Source organism: Streptomyces sp. NPDC001787, from assembly GCF_040297465.1.
In the GTDB taxonomy this organism is placed as follows: Bacteria; Actinomycetota; Actinomycetes; order Streptomycetales; family Streptomycetaceae; genus Streptomyces.
The window spans coordinates 91,602-113,826 of record NZ_JBEOZE010000024.1 but is presented as its reverse complement, the minus strand read 5'-3'; the positions used below and the strand labels follow the sequence as shown (position 1 = coordinate 113,826).

The following is a 22,225-nucleotide window of genomic DNA, read 5'->3' as shown; positions in this document are numbered from 1 at the left end:
TCCACCTCGGGCACTGCGTCCTACGCCAATCTACCCCCGCGTCCGGGGTGACGCGGGTCCCGTGTGTTAGCTTGGCGAAACTTAGAGACACCCTGTCTCTAAGTTCTGTCCGTGCTTCCTGCCAAAGGCTGTCCGATGCAACCGATGCACTCCCGCATGTTCCGATGTCTCCTGGGATCGCGAAAGCGCGCTGCCGCGGTGGTGGCGTTCTGGGTACTGATCGCGGGCCTTCTCGCGGGGGTCGCCCCCGCACTGGAATCCGTCGAGGACAACGCCTCCGCCAATCTTCCACCCGCCGCTTCGGATTCCATGAAGGCCCGCGACCTCGTCCGCGACCGGCTTCCGGGCCAGGACGCGACGCCTGCGATCATCGTGGTGCGCGGTGAGGGCGCCGACGCTGCGGCGAACGTCGGGGAAGCGGTCGCCCGCATCACCTCGGCACTGTCCGAATCCGCCCGGCCCGACGAGGTCGCGAGCGTGATCTCCACGGTGACCGCTCCCGACGCCGCAGCCGAACTGGTCTCGCGGGACCGCGGCGCCCAGCTGGTCATCGTGCCCATGACGGGAAGCCCCTCGGACGAGAACTTCCAGAACGCCGTCGACAAGGTGCGCGCCCTCGCGTCCGACCGCTCGGGGCCCACCGAAGTCGCCGTGACCGGCCCCGCCGGCATCGCCTCCGACACCGTGAAGGTCTTCAGCGGCGGTGACAAGGTCTTGCTCCTGGCCACGATTCTGCTCGTTCTCATCATCCTCCTGGCCATCTACCGCTCACCCCTGATGGCCCTGGTGCCCCTCCTCGCCGTCGGTGTGGCAATGCGTGTGTCGGAGACGACCGGCGCACTTCTCGCGGACGCCGGAATCATCACGGTCAGCTCCCAGACCGCCTCGATCATGACCGTGCTGCTGTTCGGAGTGGGCACCGACTACGCGCTGATCATCACCGCCCGCTACCGCGAAGCCCTCCTCGACGAGCCGGACCGTCCACGCGCGATGCAGACCGCGGTGCACCGGACTGCCGAATCCGTTCTCGCCAGTGCCTCCACCATCGTGCTCGCCATGGTCGCCCTGCTCGTGGCCACCTCCCCGGCGCTGCGCGGGTTCGGCCCGTACTTCGCCCTCGGCGTCGCCGTCATGGCGCTCGTGTCGTTCACCTTCATCCCCGCCCTGATCCTTCTGCTGGGCAGGAGCGTCTTCTGGCCGGGGGGTGTGGACAAAGCCGCCGAACGCAGCCGCGGCGCAGACGTCTGGCATCGCATCGCCGCCCTCGTCGCCCGCGCCCCTCTGCGGGTCGCCTCGGCCGCGATCGCGCTGCTCGTGGTGATGAGCGCGGGTCTGCTCGGCTACCAGGAGAGCTTCAACACCCTCAGTGGCTTCCGAACCGCCACCGAGTCGGAACGCGGGCAGCGACTGATCCAGGAGGAGTTCGGGCCGGGCGAGATCGCACCCAGCACCATCGGCATCCGCTCCCAGGACGACCTGCGCTCCAGCCCCGCCCCCGCTGGTATCGCCGCCGCCCTCGCCGACGCCGAGAATGTCAGCCGGGTCGGAGGGCGCCCCCGCTTCGGTGAGGACGGCAGGACCGTCTTCTACGACGTCGTCCTCGACCTCGACCCGTACAGCTCGAAGGCGCTCGACACGATCGGTCCGCTCAAGAAGACCGCGCGGGCCGCGGCCGACGCGGCCGGAGTGCGGGACGCCACGGTGCTCATCGGCGGAGAGACGGCGCGGAACGCCGACATCCGCTCCGCTCTCGACCGCGACATGACCTTCATCGTGCTCCTGGTCCTGGCCATCGTCACAGCGGTCCTCATCCTCCTGCTGCGCTCGCTCCTCGCACCGCTCTACCTGGTCGCGACCCTCATCCTGTCGTTCCTGGCCACCCTGGGCGCCACCACCTTCTTCACTGTCACCGTCCTCGGCGACGAAGGCATCGGCAACCGCGTCACCGCGTACATCTTCGTCTTCCTCGTCGCACTCGGCGTCGACTACAACATTTTCATCATGAGCCGGTTCAAGCAGGAGCTGCGCACCCGGCCCCCGGCCGAGGCCATCAGCGCCGCCCTCACGCGCACCGGCGGCGTCGTCTCCTCCGCAGGTCTCATCCTCGCGGCGACCTTCGCCGTCCTCATGACCCAACCGATCCGCGAACTGTTCCAGTTCGGCTTCGCCATGGCCTTCGGCATCCTGCTGGACACCTTCCTCGTCCGGCCCCTCCTGGTCCCCGCCATCGTCCGTCTCTTCGGCGACCACGCACTGTGGCCGGCACGCCCCAGGACGCCCTCCACACCCGCCGCCGACCCACCTGCCACGCTCACCACAAAATCCGCCATCCGGACACGGCGCCTGCTGCGCGCCTTCACCTGGATCGCGGCCATCGAAGCGTGCACCTGGGCCGGCCTGCTGATCGGGATGTACTTCAAGTACATTCCCGAAACCACCGAACTCGGCGTACGGATCTTCGGGACACTCCACGGCGCCGTCTTCGTCGTCTACGTACTCCTGACAGTCCTGGTGGCGATCCGGCTGAAGTGGCGGCTGGGCCGTACGACGCTCTTCGCTCTGCTGGCCGCCGTACCACCGTTCATGACCGTCGTATTCGAGATATGGGCCCGCCGCACCGGGCGGCTGGCCGAACCGGCATCGGCCCAGCGTTCCACTTCCATGCCGTAACTGAGTGCCCGAACAGCCCCCGGCGCCGCACGAGCCCCGGCCGGCTTCCCAGGCCTGTTCACGAAGAGGGCGAGGGCAAAGCCCGCACTTCCCACCTTGGCTGTGTCGTACCGGAGGTGCGGGCGTGCGGGCGAACTTCGAGTTCTCCCTCGCGCGGAGTTCGGCGGCGCCGCAGCCACCTACGGGTGGGCCCAGAACGCGCTGCGCGACGGCGAGCCCCTGATGCGTGCGCTCGGCCTGGGCGCCAGGCACTGATGGGCAAACCGCACGAGGGGCCCGGAACTACGGGGTGGACGTGCAGCCTTCGTCAGCGATCCGGTCGTCCAGCCAGATGACGGCGGGGGATCGGGGGAGCCGCCCTGCCCGTCGGAGGGCGCCAGGTTTCGAGGGCCCTGGAGATGGCCAGGCCGACACGCCTGCCGGTGGCCCGATCCAAGTCGTCGTTGACGCTCCCTCGCACTTCATGGCACCAGTCCGGGACCGCGGCGAGAGACGAGCCCCCGAGGGGAACGGTGACCATGCCGTTGCCCCTGTGGTGATGTCCTCGCCAGCAACGAGCCCCTGTGTAGCTCGGGAACGACGACCGCGGTTCCTGCGGTCCGCGGGGGTTCTGCCACCAGGGCGTAGTGTTCTCGACGGTGATCCAGGCCATGAACGAGCACAATGGCGGCCGACGCGTACGCCTCCTCGGGCCGGTGTCGGACGAGAGCTCCACGGTCGGTCAGCCGTATCGCTGGAGCAGTCCCTCCACATACGCCTCCAGCCGTTCTGCCAGCACATCGGACGTCAGATCGTCCCGGCCCAGTTCACGCCACGGTCCGGCCAGTTTCGCCGCGTCGGGGCAGTAGTGCAGGGCGTCGAGCAGCCGCCAGTACAGGTGGTCGGGGTTGTCGGCCAGGCCGCGGCCGCCTTGTGCCTCGTACCGCTCGCGGAACTCCAGCCCGTGCGCCGGCCCGTGCAGGAGCGCGAGCGCGGTCGAGCAGTGTGCCACGTCCAGGTCGGCAGGTCCCCACGAGGTCTCGACCCAGTCCACGACACCGGTGATCCGCAGGTCGGGACCGGCTCCCGTGAAGAGTACGTTCCCGGGGTGGTAGTCGCGGTGCAGGAAACAGCCGTCGTACGGCGGCGGGTCGCGGCGGATCACGTCGACGGCCCGCTCCCACAGGGGGCCGTCCGGGGTGCGGACACGTTCCGGGGACGTCCACGCCTCGTATGTGCGCGGTCTTTCGGCCGGTACGACGCTGTGGATGCTGACGAGCTGGGCCGCGAGCAGGTCCAGGCGCCGGGCGAGGTCGTCCTCGTCCACGCGGACGCGGCCGGGCAGCGCGGACATCAGCAGCGTCGGGTGGTCGCAGTGTTCGGCCGTGGTGTCCACGGCGACGAAATCGGGCGCCGGGATGCTCTCCTGACCGGTGAGCAGCGTCAGGACGGACGCCTCGCGGGCCAGCAGCCCAGGCCCGTGGTGGCGGAAGAACGGCCTTACGAAGGTCCGTTGCACCAGGGCAGCGCCGTTGTCGAGCGTGAGTCGGCGCATCTGGGAACTCCAGCCACCGGACAGGAGGCGCAGGCCGGTGACCTTGCGGCCGTTGCCGAGCTGCTTGGCGACCCACGCATGCGTAGCTGACCAGCCCTGGTCGTCGAGGCCGGTCAGCACCGCCTCCACAAACTCCCGCCGGTCCTCGCTGTGATCGCGGAACCACGTCCCCAGCTGGTGCTGTGCGTCCGGAAGGTCGAACCGCGTGTACTGGGATCGGGCGGCCAGCGCGTCCTGTACGGACTCGGTCACCGCGTCCGGGATCACCGCGTCCGTACCCGGCACAGCGAGCACCGTCCGGCCCTCGTACGCTCGCAGCACCCGAAGCGCGGGCGCCTCCCGCCAGCTGTCCTGCCGCCGGATGGCCCCGCTGAACCGCCCGTTCCCTTCCTCGAAGGGAACGTCCCACGCCGCGGCGGTATACACGGCGGGCGCGCACAGCCCCAGCGCCACAACCCGATCTCCGTAGTGGGCGACGAGATCCGCGACCGTCTGCCCGCTCATGCTGAAACCCACCAGGACCAGCGGCCCCTCCGCCCCGCCATACGCGTCGATCACCGCGACGGCCTGCTCGAACCGTCGCCGCAGGCTCGACTCACTGAGCTTTCCGGTGCTTTTGCCGTGCCCGGAGAAGTCGAAGGCGACTCCCCGGCAGCCGTGGGCCACGAACTCCTGCACCAGCGGCAGCAGCCGCTCCATGCAGCTGTCGCCCGCGCCGTGCAGCATCACGGCGGTGACCCCCGAGGGATCACCGCCGTATACACCGCTGAGCCGTTCACCGTCGTGATCGTGCGTGAAGTCGAAGAGCATGCCCCTATTCACTCACGCCGTGGCCCGCGTCTTTCGGGAGTATCACCAGCGCCATCTGTCCTCCGGTCGTCATCTGTTCGGGGATGGGACGGTTGGGATGCCGAGGCCGAAGGGGGGTCGGCGTGTGAGGCGGAGCCTCGTCGGTCCTGCTGGGTGCGGACGAAGGCCAGGTCAGTTCGATGCCCGGCGATCTCACCGAGTCACTGCTCCTCCTGGGCCCGCTTGCGACGGAGGACCAGGTCCGCCCCGATCTCTGCGAGCCTCGGCAGCATCTTCGGGCCGGCCTGCAGAATCGGGCATCGTACGGAGGGAATGCGCCTGTCCCGCTCGATCTCCTCGGGCCGGGACAGCTCTTAGGAGCGTGGGTCGGAATTGAACAAGCCTCCGGGGCTCTGTGATCGGCTGGCTGGCTATCCATGGGCTTGCCGTGGCGCCTGTGGCTTTGGGACCGGTTCGCGAGGGTGTCGACCGGGCTCGGTGAGCCCGGCTGCGGCCGTCCGGCCGGGTGGTCAGCCCTGGGGGGCGGTCAGTCCGGCGGTTACGGCGTGTCGGAAGATCTTGCGGAGGTTGTGGCAGGCGGCGAGCAGCCGCCATTCGCCGCGGGCTCCGGCTTCGCCGCGCAGCAGTAGCTCACGGCCGTTCTGGCAGGTCACGATTTGGCCGAATACGGTTCGACGATGGCTTGCGGCGGGCGTAGGCGGCGCGTCCAGGCTTGGTGCGCGGCTTGCGGGCCATGCGGCTCCCGGGCCGAGGCGTCGGACCGGATGCGTCCACGCGGGGCGGTGGGTACCTGCTCGTCGTGGGCCGGGCGGCCGGTGGCCATGAAGGTGTCGGTGCCGTGCTCGGCCTTGCGCTCGGCTGCGGCCGTGAGGTTCGTTTCGGAGCAGTACCCTGCGTCAACCAGCACCTGACGTGGGTGGGTACCGGTGTTGGCGGCGGACTGGTCGAGCAACGTCGTGTAGTTCAGCGCGTCGGCCGGGTTCGTGGTGACGTCGGCGGCGGTGATGATCTGGTGGGCGTCGTCCACAACAGCCTGGGCGTTGTAGGCCTGGATGCGGGCGCCGTCACTGTTCTTCATGATTCGCGATTGCGGGTCGGTGGAGTTGGCTTGCGCCTTGTCCTTCGGCCGCGCCTTGTCGGCGGCCTGAGCCCGCGCCTGGTCGAGCTCGTCGACGCCGGGTTCGCGCCCGGCCCGCTTGGCCTTCCTGCGGGCCGACTCCTCAGCGGGCGCAGCAGCCTTGGCCTTCGCCTCGTCCTCGATTTGAGCGCGGGCGGCCTGCAACCTGGCCAGGCGCTTCTCCCGCCGGTCCAGCTCGGTCGGCAGGTCGGTCTCCTTGCCGTCCCCGCCGAACTTCTCATCCTCGGCGGCGTCCACGGCCGCAGCATCGGCCAGCAGGTGCCGCCGCGGCAGTCTCCAGTTCTGCGATCTCGACCTGCTGTTCCTTGTCGACCAGCCTGGTGCAGCTCATCGCCTTGTGCCTGGAGGCGTTCGCCTCCAGCTTCGTGCCATCCAGCGCGATGCGGCCCATCTTCACCATCCCAGGCTTCTGCGCCAGGTGCAGCGACTGGGTGAACAAGCCGGCCAGCGCGTCCAGGTGCCGGGCACGGAACCGGGATATCGACCGGTAGTCAGGGCCGTCCCCTGCCGCCAGGTAACGGAACGCCACGTCTTCGAGGCACTTGCGCCCGATCGCCCGCCAGACATAACAAGATCCTCCCACGCGAAAGATCACGACAGGCTGTGGGGGTTGGCCACTGACCAACGCTCCCAGGGCGGTCAGCGCCGCGTGACTTCTATGATGCTGCGGTGACGACTGCCGATCCGCTGCACCTCGACATGCGCGAGTTCCTGGCCACCGGAACATTGGGTCCGGTCCGTCTCGGGGCGACGATGACGGAGCTGCGCGATCGGCTTCCCGCTGCCGTCGACGAGTTCGCCGAGCCGAGTGGGTTCGCGGCGTGGGCTTACGGCGCGTTGGAACTGCACTTCTTCGATGACAGCCTGTTCCGCGTCTGGTGCGATTGCCTTCCTGCACTGCTGTCCGCGACAAGCAAGGCTGGTCAGCTCACCATCGACCCGTGGATCGTGTGCGACGACCGGCCACGGACGCTTGCCGAGATGCTTCCGGAGTTCGCGCGGTACGGCTGGGGCATCCAGTTGAGCACGCGGGGCGAAAACCGGTCGAGTGTCACCGTGAAGATCCTCAACAGTGGTGTCGACTTGCTCTTCGAGGCGCCGGAAAGCGGCGAGGTTGACGGGGCATCGGCGTGGCCGACGTACGAGCTGGTCGCCTTCGGGCTCGGCAGCGACTGAGTCGCGGGTTCCCCGGGGACGGCCTCCAGTCAGTCAGCACTGACCCACGCTCCTGGCTGTCGGGCCGGCCACCGTGCATCCGGTGGTGCGGATACCGTGCGATGCCGGATCGGCGAGCCGGCCGCTGGACGCACCTGACCCCGACCGGGTCCGCTGTTCTCATGCTCCTGCTCACGGGCACCCCCCAGGAGGAGGCCGCCCGCAGTACGCGGAGCGCGACGACATCGACGCAGGTCAGACCGGTGCCGATGTCCGTACCGTACCGACACGTTGACCACGCAGAGCCTTGCCACCGCAGAATCGGTGAACGGTCGCCACCGGTGGGGCGGTGGCAGTGACGCGCTTGGAGGCGTACTGCAGCGTCCGCACCACGAAGCCACGCGAGCAGGCGAGACCGGTCACTACGACCCGCCTCGCTTCCGAGGACGGAAGCTTCTGAAGCCGATACGTAGTGAGAGAGGGCGTGCGGGCCAACCCCGCCCTCTTCTGCGGGCCTGTGCCGGCGTGTGGGGGACCGGACCGGACTGTGGATCCTGCGTTTCTCCCGGGTGCGTGCGACCTACCGGCACTACGCGCTGCGTCGCGTTCCCGGCACCACCGCACTGCCCTCGCTATTCGTGAACGTTGTTCAGCCGACCAATGACGGCCGTGTGCCGGCAGCGAGGATGTCGCCCTCTACGGCTGTTCCGGGCGGCTTGCAGCTGCCGGGCGGTTATGTGGAGCATCCCCAGGAAGGAGCGGTGCTGGACGAGCCGGTACTGGCCGGCCAGACCGCGCGGGAGCTTTCCGAGGAGTTGGGGATCAGCGCGGTTCGCCGAGGACCTGAGGCTGTGGCCGTCTCCCGTGGGGCGGGCCGTGGCGGCCGGCGCGTACTGTTCGGCGGCGGCACGGAGCGCCGCCGTACGTCACTAGGGATGACGTACGGCGGGCATGGCCAGGAGCACGGGCATGGGCAGCGAGAGGCGCCGGGCTGGAAGGCTTCAGTTCTCGTGGTTGTCGCAACACACCCGATACAACGACGGGCTGCCTCCGCCGCAGCACCTCAGAACCCGGCCATGGACTTGTCCAGCACACCGCCCTCCGCGCCGTAGACGCTGCAGCGAACGGAGTGTCCGGCCCCGCGACGGAGCACGATCCCCACGATGAACGAAAACGCGAGGAGCCCACCGAGGACCACTGCCACGACTGGGCCGTAGACGACGTACACGAAGCACGCCACGCCGGACCAGACCAGGTGTGGCAGGAGAGAACCACGCGACACCGTCCAGAACGTGACCCGTTCCGGAGCTGCCGGCAGGGTACGTGCACGCCACACCTCTATGTGGTTCCTGGTCACACAGTTCGCACGTCGCATGAAGCCATCACATCACTGGCGCTCCCTGATCGACGACGCCGCAAGTCATCGGCCGGCCTCGCCGGCCGCGTGATCCTGCTCGCCTTCGTCCACGACGGCGAAGGCACTGCCGTCAGCCGCGCCCTTGGACTCGGCTGGTGAGCGGGACCTGACGGTGTCGGTCTCCGCGGCGAGACCGCGCCCACGGCTCTCGGACTGGCGACTCGGCTGAGCGGACAGCCGGACGGCGTGGGGTCGGCTACGGACAACCACTCAGCCGCTACCTGGCCAAGGCGGAAACGGAGACACCGATCGGCGCTGAACGTCAGACTGCGGACAGGGGTGTTCTCTCGCGGTGGCTCCGGCCCTTGTACAGATCCGTGTGCGGGCCGTAGAGCCCCGACCCGGCCAGCAAGCGGTCCGGGGCCGGTGGGCGGTTGGCTGCTCGGATCGCTCGCCGCCCCCTTGCGTGTCCGTGCCCGCAGGATCGGGGTGTGGAGTTCCCGATCAAGGTGGCGCAGGCCACGGCGGTGCCAGTGCTGCCCGAAGGCGACGGCTGGCTCTACGAGCCGAAGTTCGACGGTTCTCCAGACACTCGCCTGTGTCTCGTACGGTGCGAAGGAGGTGCGAAAGGGGGAGGCGCAAACGCAGGGAACCTGATTGGACTGCGCGGCTACCGGCCGTGTACGCGCGCTCGGGTCATCGAACCGGCCAGAGTGGGCGTGGACGACCGATTCCGCCCCCCAGGTTCGATCGGAGCCGCACCGGGCGGCGAGCCCACAGAACTCTGCGAGGGCGCCAGGCCGACACAGGGCCTGCCGGGCGGGGCCGCCGGCACATAGAGGTGCAGGCGGCCCCGCCCGGATTCTCGGCGTTCCGGCGACCGGGCGTGCGGCAGGACGTGCCACCCGGGCGACGCGCTGTGGTGCGGCGCTGTGCCGGTCAGGCGACCTCGTACCTGCCGACTTCCAGGAAGTAGCGCAGCGCTTCGGGTGTGTTGTCGTCGAGGGCGGCGTTGGCTGCCGCGCGCAGGGCCGGGCTGATGGACGGGTCGGCGAGGATGCGGACGATGGCGACGCGGTCGTCCTCGGCCTGGGCGATGCGGTAGCCGGTCTCCAGCCAGGCGCGCATCGCGTCAGGGTCGTTGGCGTCCAGGAGGGCGTTGACCTCGGCGATGACGCGTCGGCCGCTGTCGGGGTCGGCGAGCAGGCGCGTGATGGCGACGCGGTCGTCCTCGGCCTGGGCGATGCGGTAGCCGGTCTCCAGCCAGGCGCGCATCGCCTCAGGGTCGTTGGCGTCCAGGAGGGCGTTGGCTTCTCGTGTCACACGCCGGCCGCTGTCCGGGTCGGCGAGGATCCGGAATATGGCCGCCCTCAGGTCGTCGGCGTCCGGCTCGTCCGCGGACGAGGACACCGCGGGCACCGTCACCGCGGCCGGTGCCGCCGTGGCGGCGAAGGACGGGGTGGCGAGCAGGAGGGTCGGGGCAAGGATGCCCGCGACGATGCCGGGCGTTACGCGATGCAGTCGCAAGGGGAATGCTCCTCTTCGTTCGCTACGGAGGCGAGTTGAGGACGCCTCAGGGCGTTCACTTCGGTGATTCTGCCACCTGGGTCTGACAGCGGTAGTTGCCCCGCTGCGGTCGCAGGGCACCGTCGCCGCGGACGTGGTCGATGCATGGCGGCGGCGAAAGCGGTGATAGCAGGCCGATCTCAGGGCTGTCCCGCAATTCCTGGTGGATCAGCGCGCGGCGTCAGATGCGGTGCATCGCACCTGAAGACCAGCAAGAAGCAGGAGAGGCCTCGTGGATGTCGTGACCGCCAGGCGCTGGTCTCCGATCGGGGATGACGGACACCAGCCGAACCGCCCCGTACCTCCCCCCCACCCCCACCTCCGTCTCCTCCTGTGTCGGAAGCGAAGCAGCGTGCGGTGAATACACCGTCCCAAGCGGTGAAGACGCAGGGGCTGCTCGCGGAGATCGCTGAACGGCTCGGACGCTCCGTGTCCGAGGAACTGGCCGCGGCACTGTGGGAGGTGCTCTGTCACCGGTTCCTGCCCGCGAACGTGCGGGTGCGCGATGGTCAGGGCGGGTATTGGCCCATCGACCGGGCAGCAGATCCGGGGGAGTGGATGGCCGCAGCCCATGAGGACCAGACCCTGGTCGGCCAGTTCACCGACGGCCTGCCCTCCTCGTCGGCGTCGATGCCCTCGATGGCCCCGCGCATGCTCCGGCTGGCCAAGGTCGCCACTCCTGCGAGGATGCGGCAACAGGCTGTCAAAGGCCTCCAGTTGGGCGCGAGGACCGGCTTCATCGCAGCGTTGCTGCGTGCGTTGCTCGGGCAAGACGGCGTTACGCGGCGGAGCTGGAACCGGTTCTTGCCGAACAGGGCGATCGGAACCTGAAGGCCACCGGAAAGCCCCCGCCGTGGCGCAGTGGACCGCAGCAGGCAGGGGGGCCTGGCCGGAATCGGCGCCGTACGCGCTGGTGGCCGTGTTCTCCGTCGACCGGTGCCTCCCGCCTGGCTCGCTCAAACCAAGCCGGGCGGGCGGATCGTGACGCGGCGGACATCGTCCTGGTGCCGCTACGACAGCCTCTCACCACCGTCAGGGCGAGCCGTGCTGGGGAGGGCCCGTTCCAAGACTTCGCCTCCTTCACGCCCATGCGCCCAGCAGCGACGAGACGACTCCGAACGGGGACCACGGCCGGCCGGACCTGACCCGGAGGTGGGGTCGGCGACGGAGGTCTCGCCGTGGGCGGTGGCCGACGGGGATCCGGACGCCGAGTTCCACCTCGGACTCACGGTGCTGGCGCGTTCTTCCTGGGACACCACCGGCGAGCACGTCGCCGTACGCCTCCGTGTCGGGGACACGACCGTACCTCGTGGGCGACCGTTGACTTCGACGGCACCCACAACACCGAGTTCACTCGCACCCAAGCCGGCCCCCGCCAACGGTGGACCGAGATCACCGTCGCGTACGCGGCCTGGGAGAACAACGGCCCCCCGGCGTCGGCCGGCACGGGCTGACTCTGCACAGCGACGGCGCACACACTCTGTGGCTCGACTCCCCGGACCCCCCTCTGACCTACGGGCTGTCCCATAAGTGGGTTCCGTGGTGGTGGGCTTCAGAGGAGGACCAGCGGGACGTCCTTGTGGACGCAGAGTCTCGGGACACTCGCCGGCCGGCGGGCTTCCTCGATGTGCTGCTGGAGGAGCCGGTCGCCGCCCTCCCGTGCCCACTGGTCGGTGATCGCCTCCAGCCGGACCAGAATCGACGCGCACTTGGAAGGAGAGAGGTCGTCACCGCCGTCATCCGGATGATCGAGGAGTGATTCCAGAGCGGTGGACGCCTCGCTCCATGGGCGCTCGCCGCCGAAGCCCCACATCTCGGAGAGGATGATCCCCTCGGCCTCGGACAGACGCTGCCGGAACGCGGCAAAGCCGCTGTAGGACCAGGAGACATCCGGACTGCTGTTGTCTCCGTCGCCCGGGAAAAGAACCAGTCCCATGTGCCCTCCTGCTTGCCGGGCATACAGGATCGAGGACACGGGGCAGCCTCGGCAACTGGGATGATTTTGGTGTGGCCGGCGTGATCACGGCGTCCGAGCCGTCCTGGACAGCCCCGTTCACCGGGCTGAGCCCCCGTGCCTTCAGGAGGCGGGTGACGGTACTGCGGGCGCGAGGGCGCGGACGTGGTCCGCAAGGGCCGGCCCTGGAGCCTTCCACTGGCGGCCGGGCACTGCTGGTCGCGGCGTACTGGCGCACGAACCTCACGATGCGCCGGCCCGCGCCGCTGTTCGGGGGTGTCGAAGTCGGCGGCTGACCGCATCATCGACCACCTGGGGCGATGCTTGCGCTCCAGCCGCGCAAGCGGTTCGCCAAGGACGCAGTGCTCATCGTGGGACGTCATTCCGGCCCCTGCCCGTGACCACACCGTCGCCGCGCAGCCGAAGAACTATCGGTACTCCACCCACCACCAGGTCGTCATCGACGCCGGCACCCGCCTGGTCGTCGTGGTCGGCCGGCCGCTCTCCCGGGAACAGCAAACGACTCCAGGGCATGGGGGGAGTGCGGCGCCACGGCCGCCGTCGGCACGACCCTCACGATCGCCGACGGCGGATACCCGTGCACCGGACTCCTCATCGCGCACCGACGTGATCGCGGCCAGACCGGATTCCCGGACTGGAAGCAGGATCACAACAAGTCCCACAAGGCCGGTCCGGGCCCGCGTCGTTCTGCCACACTCGGCCGGGGTGAGGGCGGGCACCGGATGGTGCCCGGCTGGGAGACGGCCGCCGGTCGGGGGGTGCGGCCGGGCTAGGACGACCTGGGCCGCCGTGGTGCGGCCTCGGGTTCAGCGGCCTGGAGGTCGGCCAGGAGTTCAGCCTGGCCCGCCAGCACGCCGGACAGGATCGTGCGGGCGACCCGCAGCAGTTCCGCCACCTGGGGGTTGGTCAGTGAGTAGTAGACGGCCGAGCCCTCGCGGCGGGGGGTGACGAGGTTGGCGCGGCGCAGTACGGCCAGTTGCTGGGAGAGGTGGGCCGCTTCGACGCCCACCTCTCTCAGCATTTCGGAGACCGCGTGCTCGCGCTGACTGAGGAGTTCCAGCACTCGGATGCGGACCGGGTGGCCGAGGGTTTTGAAGAACTCCGCCTTCAGCTGGTAGAGCGGCGCGCTCATAGCGCCCGCCCCGCACCGGTAAAGGCCACCGGGGTGCCGGCGGTCCGCTGTCGTGCGTGCGGCGTGCGGCGCACGCGCCCAAAACTCTTCTTCATGAGGACATCCTCGCGTCTTCGCACGCGCATCATGACCTTGGGGATTACTGAGATCGGCAATTCCGAAAGCCGTGAGAGGGGGTTCCGTGTGCTTCCCCGGCTGCCCGGCTCCGCCGTAGCCCTTCTGAGGTGCCTGGTCCGCCGTCTCATGTGCTCGTCGACAGCCGTCGGCGAGCACGACGATTTGCCCGCGCCGGGGCACGATCACTTGGTGCCCGCAGGCCTGCTGGCCCGTGGGCACCGGGTCGGCCGCCCACGCCGTCAATCCCGCTGGTCATATGTGTTGACCTGCGAAGCAATAGGCGCCCATGTGCTTCGACTGGCACTACGAGGACAGGCGTGGCGTGGGAGTGATCATCTGGACGGCCGGCTCGGCGCGGCAGGCAACGCCCGCTTCACCGGTGGGGCCGGCCGGATGCCGGCCCCGTACGGGCCCCCTCGTGCGGGACGACAGCGCGCCGCGGACAGGAATCGGATTCCCCTGCCGTGCGGAGGGGCATGTCATCGTCCTGCTCGGCCACGGAGATGAGCGAGGTGGCCTGGCCGGCACTCGACCTGCTGCGGGCCTACGCCGCGCGACCGCGCCTCGATCACCGGGCACCTCGCACCTCCTCACCCCTGCGGCACAGTGGGTCCCGTCCCCGCCGAGGGCGGGACCACCTCCCCGTGTCCGTGCTCGGCGGGGACGGGCCGAGGTGTGTGATCAGGCCTTCTTGACCACGCTGGATTTGAGCTGCATAGGCCCGAATCCGTCGATCCTGCAGTCGATGTCGTGGCCGTCCACCCCGTCCACGAGCCGGATGTTGCGTACCTTGGTACCGGCCTTGATCCCGGACGGGCTGCCCTTGACCTTCAGTGTCTTGACCACCGTGACCGTGTCGCCGTCGGCGAGCACATTGCCGACCGCGTCCCTGATCACCGCGTTCTCGGCACCGCTGCCCGCGGGTTCGGCCAAGACGGGTGACCACTCGTGGCCGCATTCGGGACAGACCAGCAGGGCGCCCATTCCGTAGGTGTACGTACCGGAGCACTCGGGGCACGGCGGAAGCTTCTCGGACACATCACTCATGGTCTTTCCTCGTCTTTCCTTGCCTTGATCTTTCTGGTGCATGGTCATCCGCTGCCGCCTCGGTCCTTCACAGGGGGAGGGTGATCCAGATGCTCTTGCCCTTGCCGTCCGCATCGCCCCGGACCACGGCGGTACCGCCCAGCCCGAGGGTGAGCTCCATGACGGTGCCCAGCCCACCGCTGCTGGTACCGGTGGCCGATGCGAACAGGGCGGGCCGGTACGGGTGGCGGTCGTGGACTGCGAAGGCGAAGGAGTCCTGGCCGGCCGCGTAGATCACGGTGACATTCGGGGACAGCGCCGCGGCGTGCCGGACGCTGTTGGCCACCAGCTCGGACAGGATCAGCAGCGCCGGATCCACTGTGGGGTGGTGTCGGCCGACACCCCACTCCATCAGGACCTGTTCAGTGGTCTCGCGCGCGATCCTTACCGCCGAGCCCATCGCGGGCAGCGTCAGCACATGCCGCAGGGGAAGCGATTCGAGGTGGATGCTCATCGGGCGGCCTCGGCGTGGGCCAGGCGGAACCCGGTCACCGTCTGCGGACGGATACGCACCAGGGTGTCGTGCGGTCCGTGCGCCCAGCCGGGCAGGGTACGGCGGTAGTGCGCGGCCTCGTCCGGATCGGTGATCAACTCGGCCGGGCCCGTGGCGGTCATGGTCCAGCCGGTGCCGCCGGCCACCTTGATCTCGTCCGACTGATAGGTGAGCCGGGCCCGTGCGGACAGGGCGGCGGCCTGGGCCGGGGTGCGGACGATCAGGCGGCCGTACTCCAGGATGTGGACGGCCGGACGAAGCACCGGCTGCTCGCGCCGGACATATACCAGGCGGCCCTGGGCGGCGCTTTCGAGCAGCCACAGTGCCTCGGTGCCGGACACCTCGACCATGTGGCGTGCGGTGGAGGCGGTCATCGGGAAGCCTCCTCGGTGTCGGGGGCGGCGGGCAGCAGCCCGGCCCGGTGCAGGTGGGCGCGGGCCCCGGCGATGGCCTCCGGGGTGGTGGCGTACTCCCGGCCCTCCACCTGCAGCAGCTCCAGCGCGCCGACCGATCGCAGGGCCTGGCGCTGGCCGGGACGGATCCCGGAGGCCAGCACGGCGATGCCGCGCCGGTTCAGCTTCTGCACCGCGTCCTTGAGGACCAGCGCTCCGGTCGCGTCCATGGTCGACACCCGCGACATACGCAGGATCACCACGCGCACGTCGGCGACCTCGGAGAACTCCAGGAGGAAGCGGTGGGCGCCGGCGAAGAACAGCGGCCCGTCGATCCGGTAGGCCACGATGTGCTCGGCCAACAGGGCGTGTTCCTCGTCGCTGTGCTCGCCGGGCAGAACCGGGCGAAGGTCGACCTGGTCCATGCGGGCCTGGTCGGCAACCGCGCGCAGCGCCAGCGCCCCGGCCACGACGAGGCCGATGACGACCGCGTGGACCAGATCCAGGGCGAGCGTGGCGAGGGCGGTCAGGACCAGGACGATCGCGTCCGCGCGGGTCGCTCGGGCCATCGCCCGCAGCGCACTGACCTCGACCATGCGGATCGCGGTGGCCAGCAGCACCCCGGCCAGCGCGGCGAGGGGGATCCGGGAGACGAGCGGAGCGGCGGCGAACACGATGACCGCGAGGACGGCGGCGTGGGTGAGGGCGGCGAGCCGGGATCCCGCGCCGGTGCGGACGTTGACGGCGGTACGGGCGATGGCCGCGGTGGCGGGGACGCCGCCGAACAGCGGGGCGGCCAGGTTCGCGATGCCCTGCCCGAACAGTTCCTTGTCCGGGTCGTGCTTCTGTCCCACCGTCATCCCGTCCGCGACGGTCGCCGACAGCAGCGACTCCAGCGCGGCCAGCGCCGCGACCGCGACGGCCGGAGCGAGCAGTGAGCCCAGCGCGGACAGGTCGAGGAAACCGAGCGAAGGTGCGGGCGGCCCGGAGGGCAGCTCGCCGATCGGGGCGGCCGCATCCAGGTGGAGAAACCGGGCTGCCAGGGTCGCCGCGAAGACCGCGACGATCGAGAACGGGATGGCGGGGCGCCAGCGAGCACCCAGCAGCATCACGGCCGCCACGGCGACGGCAAGACTCACGGCGGCCCAGTTGGGGGTCGTCACGAATGCCGCGACCGCGCGCCAGGTCACCACGAGGAGCCTTTCGCCCTCCGGCTTTGCCACCCCGAGCGCGTTGGGGACCTGCTGGAGGCCGATGACGCAGGCGATGCCGAAGGTGAAGCCCTCCACCACCGGCGCCGGGAGACAGCGCATGTACCGGCCGGCCCTCAGCAGCGCGAGCGCGATCAGCAGGGCACCGGCCATCAGCCCCACCGTCAGTACCCCACCGGGCCCGTACTGGGCGACGATCGGCACCAGCACGACCGTCATAGCGCCGGTGGGGCCGGAGACCTGGAGGTTGGAGCCGCCGAACAAGGCGGCAAGGGCGCCCGCCACTACGGCGGTCGCCAGCCCGGCTTCGGCGCCGAGGCCGGAGGAGACTCCGAAGCCGAGGGCGAGCGGCAGCGCGACGACGGCGACGGTGAGGCCGGCGAGCAGGTCGCGGCGCGGGTTGCGGGCCATGACGGCGAAGTCGGCGCGGGCAGGCAGCAGAGCGGAGACGCGGTCCCAGGACAGGGCAAGCAACGTACTCACCGGGCGGCGACCTCGGCTCCGCGCAGCTCTTCCAGGAGTTCGTTCCGACCGGCCAGCATCTCGGTCAGGATCCGCCGCGCGGCCCGCATCAACTCCGCGACGTCCCCACCCGCCAGCTCGTACACCACCGTCGAGCCCTCCCGGGTCGAGGCGACAATGCCCGACCGGCGCAGCACGGCCAACTGCTGCGACAGCGCGGAGGGCTCCACCTCGATCGCCGCGAGCAGGTCGCGCACCGGCATCGGCCCGTCCTGCAGCAGCTCCAGCACGCGTATGCGGACCGGGTGCCCAAGCATTCGGAAGAACTCGGCCTTCGCCTGGTACAGCGGCACCGGCATCATCGCGGACCCCCTCACTGCCCCGGTACCCCGGGGTGTCACCCAGCGCCGTGTCAGCGGCCGTCTCCGTGCACGACCAACACAGCATGTAGTGAATTGCATAATTTCGCAATTCAAAGATTTGTGGAGAGACTCGCCCCGCGGAGGGGAAGCGCGATCCGGCGTGGAGCGGAAGCGGGATCCGGCCGCACTCCGCCGGGACGCTGTAGCCGCCTGGAACGCTGGGCGTCGAAGGGACCCTGCCCGACCCTTGTGCCGCTCGCGACGGCCCATCGCTCGACTGCCGTCGCCAGGTCCGTGAGCTGGGTATCCGCCCGCCCATCGCCCGGCGCGGCACCGGGAACGGAAGCGGCCCGGACAAGAACCGCTAGGCCGTCGAAGCGGCCTTCGCACTTCTGCCCTGGTTCCGCCGACTGCGTATCCGCTGGGAGATCCGCGTCGGCGTCCACCAGACCTTCCTCACCCTCGGCTGCGCGATCAGCTGCCGGCGACGCCTCAGGAAGTGCTGATCCGAGCCCTCAGCCCGAACCGCCGACCAGGGCCTCGCCGAGCGGCGTGCGCCGGTAGAGCACCGACCGTCCGGACCGGGCGCGGACGAGCAGTCCCGCGCCTCGCAGGATGGCGAGGTGGTCTCCTACCGCGCCGGGTGTCATGGCGAGGCTTCGGGCGAGGTGGCTGGTACTGGCCGGGGCGTCCAGCGCCAACAGCAGCCGGGCTCGGGACCGGCCGACCAGAGCGGTCAGGGCGTCCGGTTGGGGGACGGTCTCCTGTTCGCCCCACAGGGCGCCGGTGCCGCGGGCACGATAGACCAAGGTCCTGGGCCAGGGGTCTTCCAGGTGGGCGGCGATGTTCGCGACGAAGACCGAAGGGATCAGCAGGAGCCCGTCGCCGGCGAGGCGGACTGTTCCGACTTGGGGGAAGTGGCCGACCTCGATACCGCCGGCTTGCCAGGCGATGCTCGGGTGCAGGCTCTCGATGGTCGTGGTCCATCCGTGTTCGCCGATCACACCCACCCGGTGCACGACGTCGCGTTCACAGACCGCGCGCAGCTGCGGCCAGTCCGTGGCGAGCAGCACGTGCCAGGCCTGGTCCATCGCCTCGGCGATCCTGGAGACGGCGTCCGTGGAATCCAGCACCGCGCGTACGCGGGGATCACGGGCGGACGGGCCGGTCGCGTTGGTGGCGATTTCGCGGCGGGCCGCCTCCAGCGGTGTGGCCCGGATCATGGCCAGGTCGTCAGCCCAGGTCTGGTTGAGGCCGCGCGGGGGCGGGGCGACGAAGTTCGGTCCGGATTGCGGGGTGTGCAGGGCGAGGGCGGCGTCCAGTTCGCTCTCGCGGCGAAGCCGTTCGAAGGCCGGCAGGAGCCGGGCGGCCCAGGCTCGCGGCAGCAGCCGGTCTTGGCCGGCGAGCGAGCGCAGCAGGAAGCAGAGGTCCATCGCGGGCGACAGTGCGAAGCGGCTGCGCAGCAGGTCCTCGGCGGAGACTTCGAAGCGGAGCACCGCGCCATGCTACCGAAGGACATCGATTCGGATTCGTCCAGCGACGAATCATTGGTGAGTGGCGTGGGCACACGGCGAGGCTGCTCGTCATGACTCCAACCGCCGAGCCCGTGCAGGTCAACCACCGTGCCACCTACCGGGAGGTGCTGGCCGAGCCGCGATTCCGGCTGCTCTTCTCAACCCGTACCGTCGCGATCACCGCGGACGCGCTGCGGATCACCACGTTCTCGGTTCTGGTCTTCTCGACCACAGGCTCCGCCATGCTGGGCGCACTGGCCTTCGGCGTCGGCTTCATTCCGCAGCTGTTCGGCTCGCTGCTGCTGGGCTCACTGGCCGACCGGCTGCCGGCCCGCGCGCTCATCACCGGCGGCTACGCCTTGACGTGCGCCGCCGCCCTGCTGCTCGCCCTGGTGCGGATGCCGATCGCGGCAGGCCTCGGTGTCGTGGCGCTGGTCGCCCTCGCCACACCGGTGTTTCACGGCGCGTCGAGTCGGCTGGTCGCGCAGTCGCTGGAGGGCGACGCCTATGTACTGGGCCGTTCACTGAACAACATCGCTGCCTCCGGCGCGCAATTGTTCGGTCTGGCGCTGGGAGGCGCGGCCGTCGCGGCACTCGGCCCGCGCCGGGCGCTCGCGGTCAGCGCCGTCCTCTACCTCGGCTGCGCGCTCGCTGTCCGCATCCGGCTACCCCGGCTGCAGCCGGGAGAGTTCGGGGACACACCCGGCAGCGCTCGGGGCGATGGCGGCACCGTCCGGGCAAGCCTGCACGGTGCCGGCCTGCTGCTGCGCAAACACACGGTGCGCCGACTGATGCTGGCCCAGTGGCTACCGCCCGCGTCGGCAGCGGGCGCGGAAGGCCTGCTCGTCGCCTACGCGGGGGAACGCCACTTCGCGCCCGGCTGGTACGCGGTGCTGATGGGCTGTCTGCCGGTCGGCATGCTGGTCGGCGACCTGCTGGTGGGCCGACTCCTGCGGCCACCCACCCGGGAGCGACTGGTGGTCCCTTTGACTGCGCTGATGGGACTGCCGCTGGTCGGCTTCGCCGCCGAGCCCGGAGTGGGCGTCTCGTCCTTTCTGCTGCTGCTCTGCGGGTTCGGATTCGCTTACGGTCTCGGCCTGCAGCGGCCGTTCCTGGACGCCCTGCCGCAGGGTGGCCAGGGCCAGGCCTTCGGCCTGCTCGGCTCCGGCAGTATGACGCTGCAGGCCGTAGGGCCGGCCTGCTTCGGCGCGGTGGCCGCAGGCATCGGAACAGGCGGCGCAATCGCCCTGGCGGGCGGTGCGGCGGCACTGACCGCCGGCTGGATTCTCACCTGGCACCCACCCACCTTCCCGGTCCCCGTTCCGGACTGCTCAGCGATATCAGAGAACGGCACCGAACAGCATGCGTGTAGTTCTCCTGCGCAGTAACCGTCCCGGGTTGCGCTGGCCGCCAGCCGTCACACACCCAACCCCCGCCTCAACGTCTCTCTGACAGAGAGTCATTCCCGGTAGCTCATTGTGCCAGGAGCGCTCGGCCTCGGTTCAGCCGGCCGTGGTGCACCATGTACGGGATCTTGAGACCACGAACAGCCCATGGAAGGTTCATGCCGCATGATCGATGAATTCGCGAAGGACAACCTGTACGGGAGACTGCGGCGGGACCGCGAGGCACTGCTCTGGAAACTCGACGGCTTGTCCGAATACGACGCCCGCCGGCCTTTGACAGCGACCGGGACCAACCTCCTCGGCCTGGTCAAACACGTGGCCAACGTCGAGGCCAGGTACTTCGGCGAGGTCTTCGGCCGCCCTTCACCGGAGCCGTTGCCCCGGTGGCAGGACTCCAATGGCAGCGATCTGTGGGCCACCGAGGACGAGAACCGCGATCAAATCATCGGGTTCTACCGGCGCACGTGGGAACACTCGGACGCGACGATCAACGAGCTGCCCCTCGACGCCCCCGGTCACGTGCCGTGGTGGCCGGAGCCTCACGCCGACACGAACCTGTTCGCCGTCCTGGTCCATGTCCTCGGCGAATCCATCCGGCACACCGGGCAGGCCGACATCCTGCGCGAGGGTCTGGACGGCCGGACCGGGTTGCGCGCCGAGCACGAGCAGCGGATCGACGAGGAAGCCCGTGCAGCCCACTGCGCGCAGATCGAGCAGGCCGCCAGAACGGCCGCATCAATCAAGGCTTAGCCGGGTATACCGGGCAGTCCGGCGTTAGCCCACTGCGGGACAGCCCTTACCCGCATCCGGCTTCGGGGTTGAGGTACGGGCGGATCATGCGGCGCAGGGTGCCGAAGGCGTCGAACCGCGCCAGGCTCTCGCCCTTGAGATCATCCCAACTGCTGTACCTCTGCCCTGGGTTCGGATTGTTCGCCAGGACGCCTCTTACGCATCGTTTGGTCGGACAGGGCGACGAGTTCCGGCGGAGCGGTGATCGCCATCTGGCGGCGCGGCTCAAATAGGCGGACGTTCCGGTAGGCAAGGCTCGCCAGTCGTGCGCGCTCGGGCCACATCTCGTCACTGTCGATCACCGCCGCGTGGATTTCGTTCCAAGCCTGAGCTATGGCCGTGAGGTGCGCGGCGTACAGCGCGCCATGCAACCGCAGGGCCTGCCGGTGCCAGGCGTCCGCTCTCTTGGCCGTCGAGGCCGACGAGGCGCTCCCGGAGTGCGACCTGTTCGAGGAAAGGACGAGGACGGGGGAGCAGTCAGCGCGAAGCCCCGGGACCGCCTTGGCGAGGTTCCGGGGCTTCGTCGTGCTCAGCGCGTGGCAGCGGGCTCCGGGTGCCGTCGCGACATGTTCATCTCCTCGACGGTGGCGACCAGTGGTGCCAGCTCGGGGTTTTTGGCGGCCTCGTCCAGCGCCTCCCGGAGGGCGGCCTCGTTGGTCGGCCTGGCCGCTTCCAGGAGTTCCAGGCCGGACCCGGTCACGTCGGTGTAGATGCCGCGGCGGTCGGTCGCGCAGAGGTAGCGCGAGAGCAGGCCGCGGTCCTCCAGCCGGGTGACGAGGCGGGTGGTGGCGCTCTGGCTGAGCACCACCGCGTCGGCGACCTGCTTCATCTGCAGGTGCCCGCCCTCGCCGTCGTGCTGGCGGCTGAGTACGTCGAGCAGCGAGTACTCGCGCACGCTCAGGTCGTGCTCGGCCTGGAGGGTGCGCTCGATGTGCGCCTCGATCCGGCCGGCCAGGAGGTAGAGGGCGGCCCAGCCGTTGGCGAGGGCGGTCAGCGCGGGGTCCGTGGCGGTCATGGGCGTGGCTCCTTCCGGGTGCAACGCCTTCAAGGATAAGC

At 69.8% G+C, this 22,225-nt stretch carries 17 protein-coding genes and 2 pseudogenes; 6 read left to right on the top strand and 13 right to left on the bottom strand.

Annotated features, from left to right (window positions below; all coding sequences use genetic code 11):
* Positions 1 to 156 precede the first annotated feature (156 nt).
* Positions 157 to 2,670, top strand: a complete 2,514-nt coding sequence (locus tag ABT170_RS28460) for an MMPL family transporter (protein WP_351872099.1) — start codon at positions 157 to 159, stop codon at positions 2,668 to 2,670.
* 721 nt (positions 2,671 to 3,391) lie between these two features.
* Here ABT170_RS28460 and ABT170_RS28455 read toward each other — a convergent pair.
* A complete protein-coding gene (locus ABT170_RS28455) occupies positions 3,392 to 5,014 on the bottom strand; it encodes an alpha/beta fold hydrolase (RefSeq protein WP_329940774.1) in 1,623 nt (540 codons plus the stop codon).
* Positions 5,015 to 5,523: 509 nt separating this feature from the next.
* Positions 5,524 to 6,711, bottom strand: a pseudogene (locus tag ABT170_RS28450) (transposase); the annotation flags it as partial.
* Positions 6,712 to 6,821: 110 nt separating this feature from the next.
* Between ABT170_RS28450 and ABT170_RS28445 the strand changes: the two are divergent.
* Entirely contained in the window at positions 6,822 to 7,328 is a 507-nt protein-coding gene (locus ABT170_RS28445) for a hypothetical protein (protein WP_329940773.1), read from the top strand.
* Between the two features lie 1,042 nt (positions 7,329 to 8,370).
* Here ABT170_RS28445 and ABT170_RS28440 read toward each other — a convergent pair.
* On the bottom strand, positions 8,371 to 8,589 hold the full coding sequence (locus ABT170_RS28440) for a hypothetical protein (RefSeq protein ID WP_329940772.1): 219 nt from the start codon (positions 8,587 to 8,589) through the stop codon (positions 8,371 to 8,373).
* A gap of 1,014 nt (positions 8,590 to 9,603) precedes the next feature.
* Entirely contained in the window at positions 9,604 to 10,191 is a 588-nt protein-coding gene (locus tag ABT170_RS28435; protein WP_351872094.1) for an ALF repeat-containing protein, read from the bottom strand.
* Positions 10,192 to 10,608: 417 nt separating this feature from the next.
* Here ABT170_RS28435 and ABT170_RS28430 point away from each other — a divergent pair, with 417 nt between their 5' ends.
* Positions 10,609 to 11,061 carry a hypothetical protein gene (locus ABT170_RS28430; protein ID WP_351872091.1) on the top strand — a complete coding sequence of 151 codons (453 nt, stop codon included), beginning with the start codon at positions 10,609 to 10,611 and terminating at the stop codon, positions 11,059 to 11,061.
* Positions 11,062 to 11,782: 721 nt separating this feature from the next.
* Here the strand turns inward: ABT170_RS28430 and ABT170_RS28425 are convergent.
* Positions 11,783 to 12,166 (bottom strand): hypothetical protein, encoded by a 384-nt coding sequence (locus ABT170_RS28425; RefSeq protein WP_329940928.1) that lies wholly within the window; start codon positions 12,164 to 12,166, stop codon positions 11,783 to 11,785.
* 71 nt (positions 12,167 to 12,237) lie between these two features.
* Between ABT170_RS28425 and ABT170_RS28420 the strand changes: the two are divergent.
* Positions 12,238 to 12,870: pseudogene (locus tag ABT170_RS28420) on the top strand (transposase family protein); the annotation flags it as partial.
* Between the two features lie 104 nt (positions 12,871 to 12,974).
* Here the strand turns inward: ABT170_RS28420 and ABT170_RS28415 are convergent.
* From ABT170_RS28415 to ABT170_RS28385, 7 genes are all read right to left on the bottom strand, one after another.
* Positions 12,975 to 13,337: an ArsR/SmtB family transcription factor gene (locus ABT170_RS28415; protein WP_329940927.1), complete on the bottom strand. Its 363-nt coding sequence runs from the start codon at positions 13,335 to 13,337 to the stop codon at positions 12,975 to 12,977.
* Positions 13,338 to 14,135: 798 nt separating this feature from the next.
* Positions 14,136 to 14,492 (bottom strand): zinc ribbon domain-containing protein YjdM, encoded by a 357-nt coding sequence (locus tag ABT170_RS28410; RefSeq protein WP_351872194.1) that lies wholly within the window; start codon positions 14,490 to 14,492, stop codon positions 14,136 to 14,138.
* 76 nt (positions 14,493 to 14,568) lie between these two features.
* Entirely contained in the window at positions 14,569 to 14,994 is a 426-nt protein-coding gene (locus ABT170_RS28405; RefSeq protein ID WP_329940926.1) for an ATP-binding protein, read from the bottom strand.
* On the bottom strand, positions 14,991 to 15,407 hold the full coding sequence (locus tag ABT170_RS28400; RefSeq protein WP_351872086.1) for a pyridoxamine 5'-phosphate oxidase family protein: 417 nt from the start codon (positions 15,405 to 15,407) through the stop codon (positions 14,991 to 14,993). Before ABT170_RS28400 ends, ABT170_RS28405 begins: the two co-directional genes overlap by 4 nt.
* Positions 15,404 to 17,119, bottom strand: coding sequence for a SulP family inorganic anion transporter (locus ABT170_RS28395; protein ID WP_351872083.1), 1,716 nt, complete (start codon positions 17,117 to 17,119; stop codon positions 15,404 to 15,406). Before ABT170_RS28395 ends, ABT170_RS28400 begins: the two co-directional genes overlap by 4 nt.
* Positions 17,116 to 17,457, bottom strand: a complete 342-nt coding sequence (locus tag ABT170_RS28390; RefSeq protein WP_351872191.1) for an ArsR/SmtB family transcription factor — start codon at positions 17,455 to 17,457, stop codon at positions 17,116 to 17,118. The genes ABT170_RS28395 and ABT170_RS28390 overlap by 4 nt, the downstream gene beginning before the upstream one ends.
* Positions 17,458 to 17,975: 518 nt before the next feature.
* Positions 17,976 to 18,956 (bottom strand): ArsR/SmtB family transcription factor, encoded by a 981-nt coding sequence (locus ABT170_RS28385; protein ID WP_351872080.1) that lies wholly within the window; start codon positions 18,954 to 18,956, stop codon positions 17,976 to 17,978.
* A gap of 89 nt (positions 18,957 to 19,045) precedes the next feature.
* Between ABT170_RS28385 and ABT170_RS28380 the strand changes: the two genes are divergently transcribed.
* Together ABT170_RS28380 and ABT170_RS28375 are read left to right on the top strand one after the other, a co-directional pair.
* Positions 19,046 to 20,362 (top strand): MFS transporter, encoded by a 1,317-nt coding sequence (locus ABT170_RS28380; RefSeq protein ID WP_351872077.1) that lies wholly within the window; start codon positions 19,046 to 19,048, stop codon positions 20,360 to 20,362.
* 183 nt (positions 20,363 to 20,545) lie between these two features.
* Positions 20,546 to 21,130 carry a DinB family protein gene (locus ABT170_RS28375; RefSeq protein WP_351872074.1) on the top strand — a complete coding sequence of 195 codons (585 nt, stop codon included), beginning with the start codon at positions 20,546 to 20,548 and terminating at the stop codon, positions 21,128 to 21,130.
* Positions 21,131 to 21,698: 568 nt separating this feature from the next.
* Here the strand turns inward: ABT170_RS28375 and ABT170_RS28370 are convergent.
* Positions 21,699 to 22,184, bottom strand: coding sequence for a MarR family winged helix-turn-helix transcriptional regulator (locus tag ABT170_RS28370; RefSeq protein ID WP_329940919.1), 486 nt, complete (start codon positions 22,182 to 22,184; stop codon positions 21,699 to 21,701).
* Positions 22,185 to 22,225 lie beyond the last annotated feature (41 nt).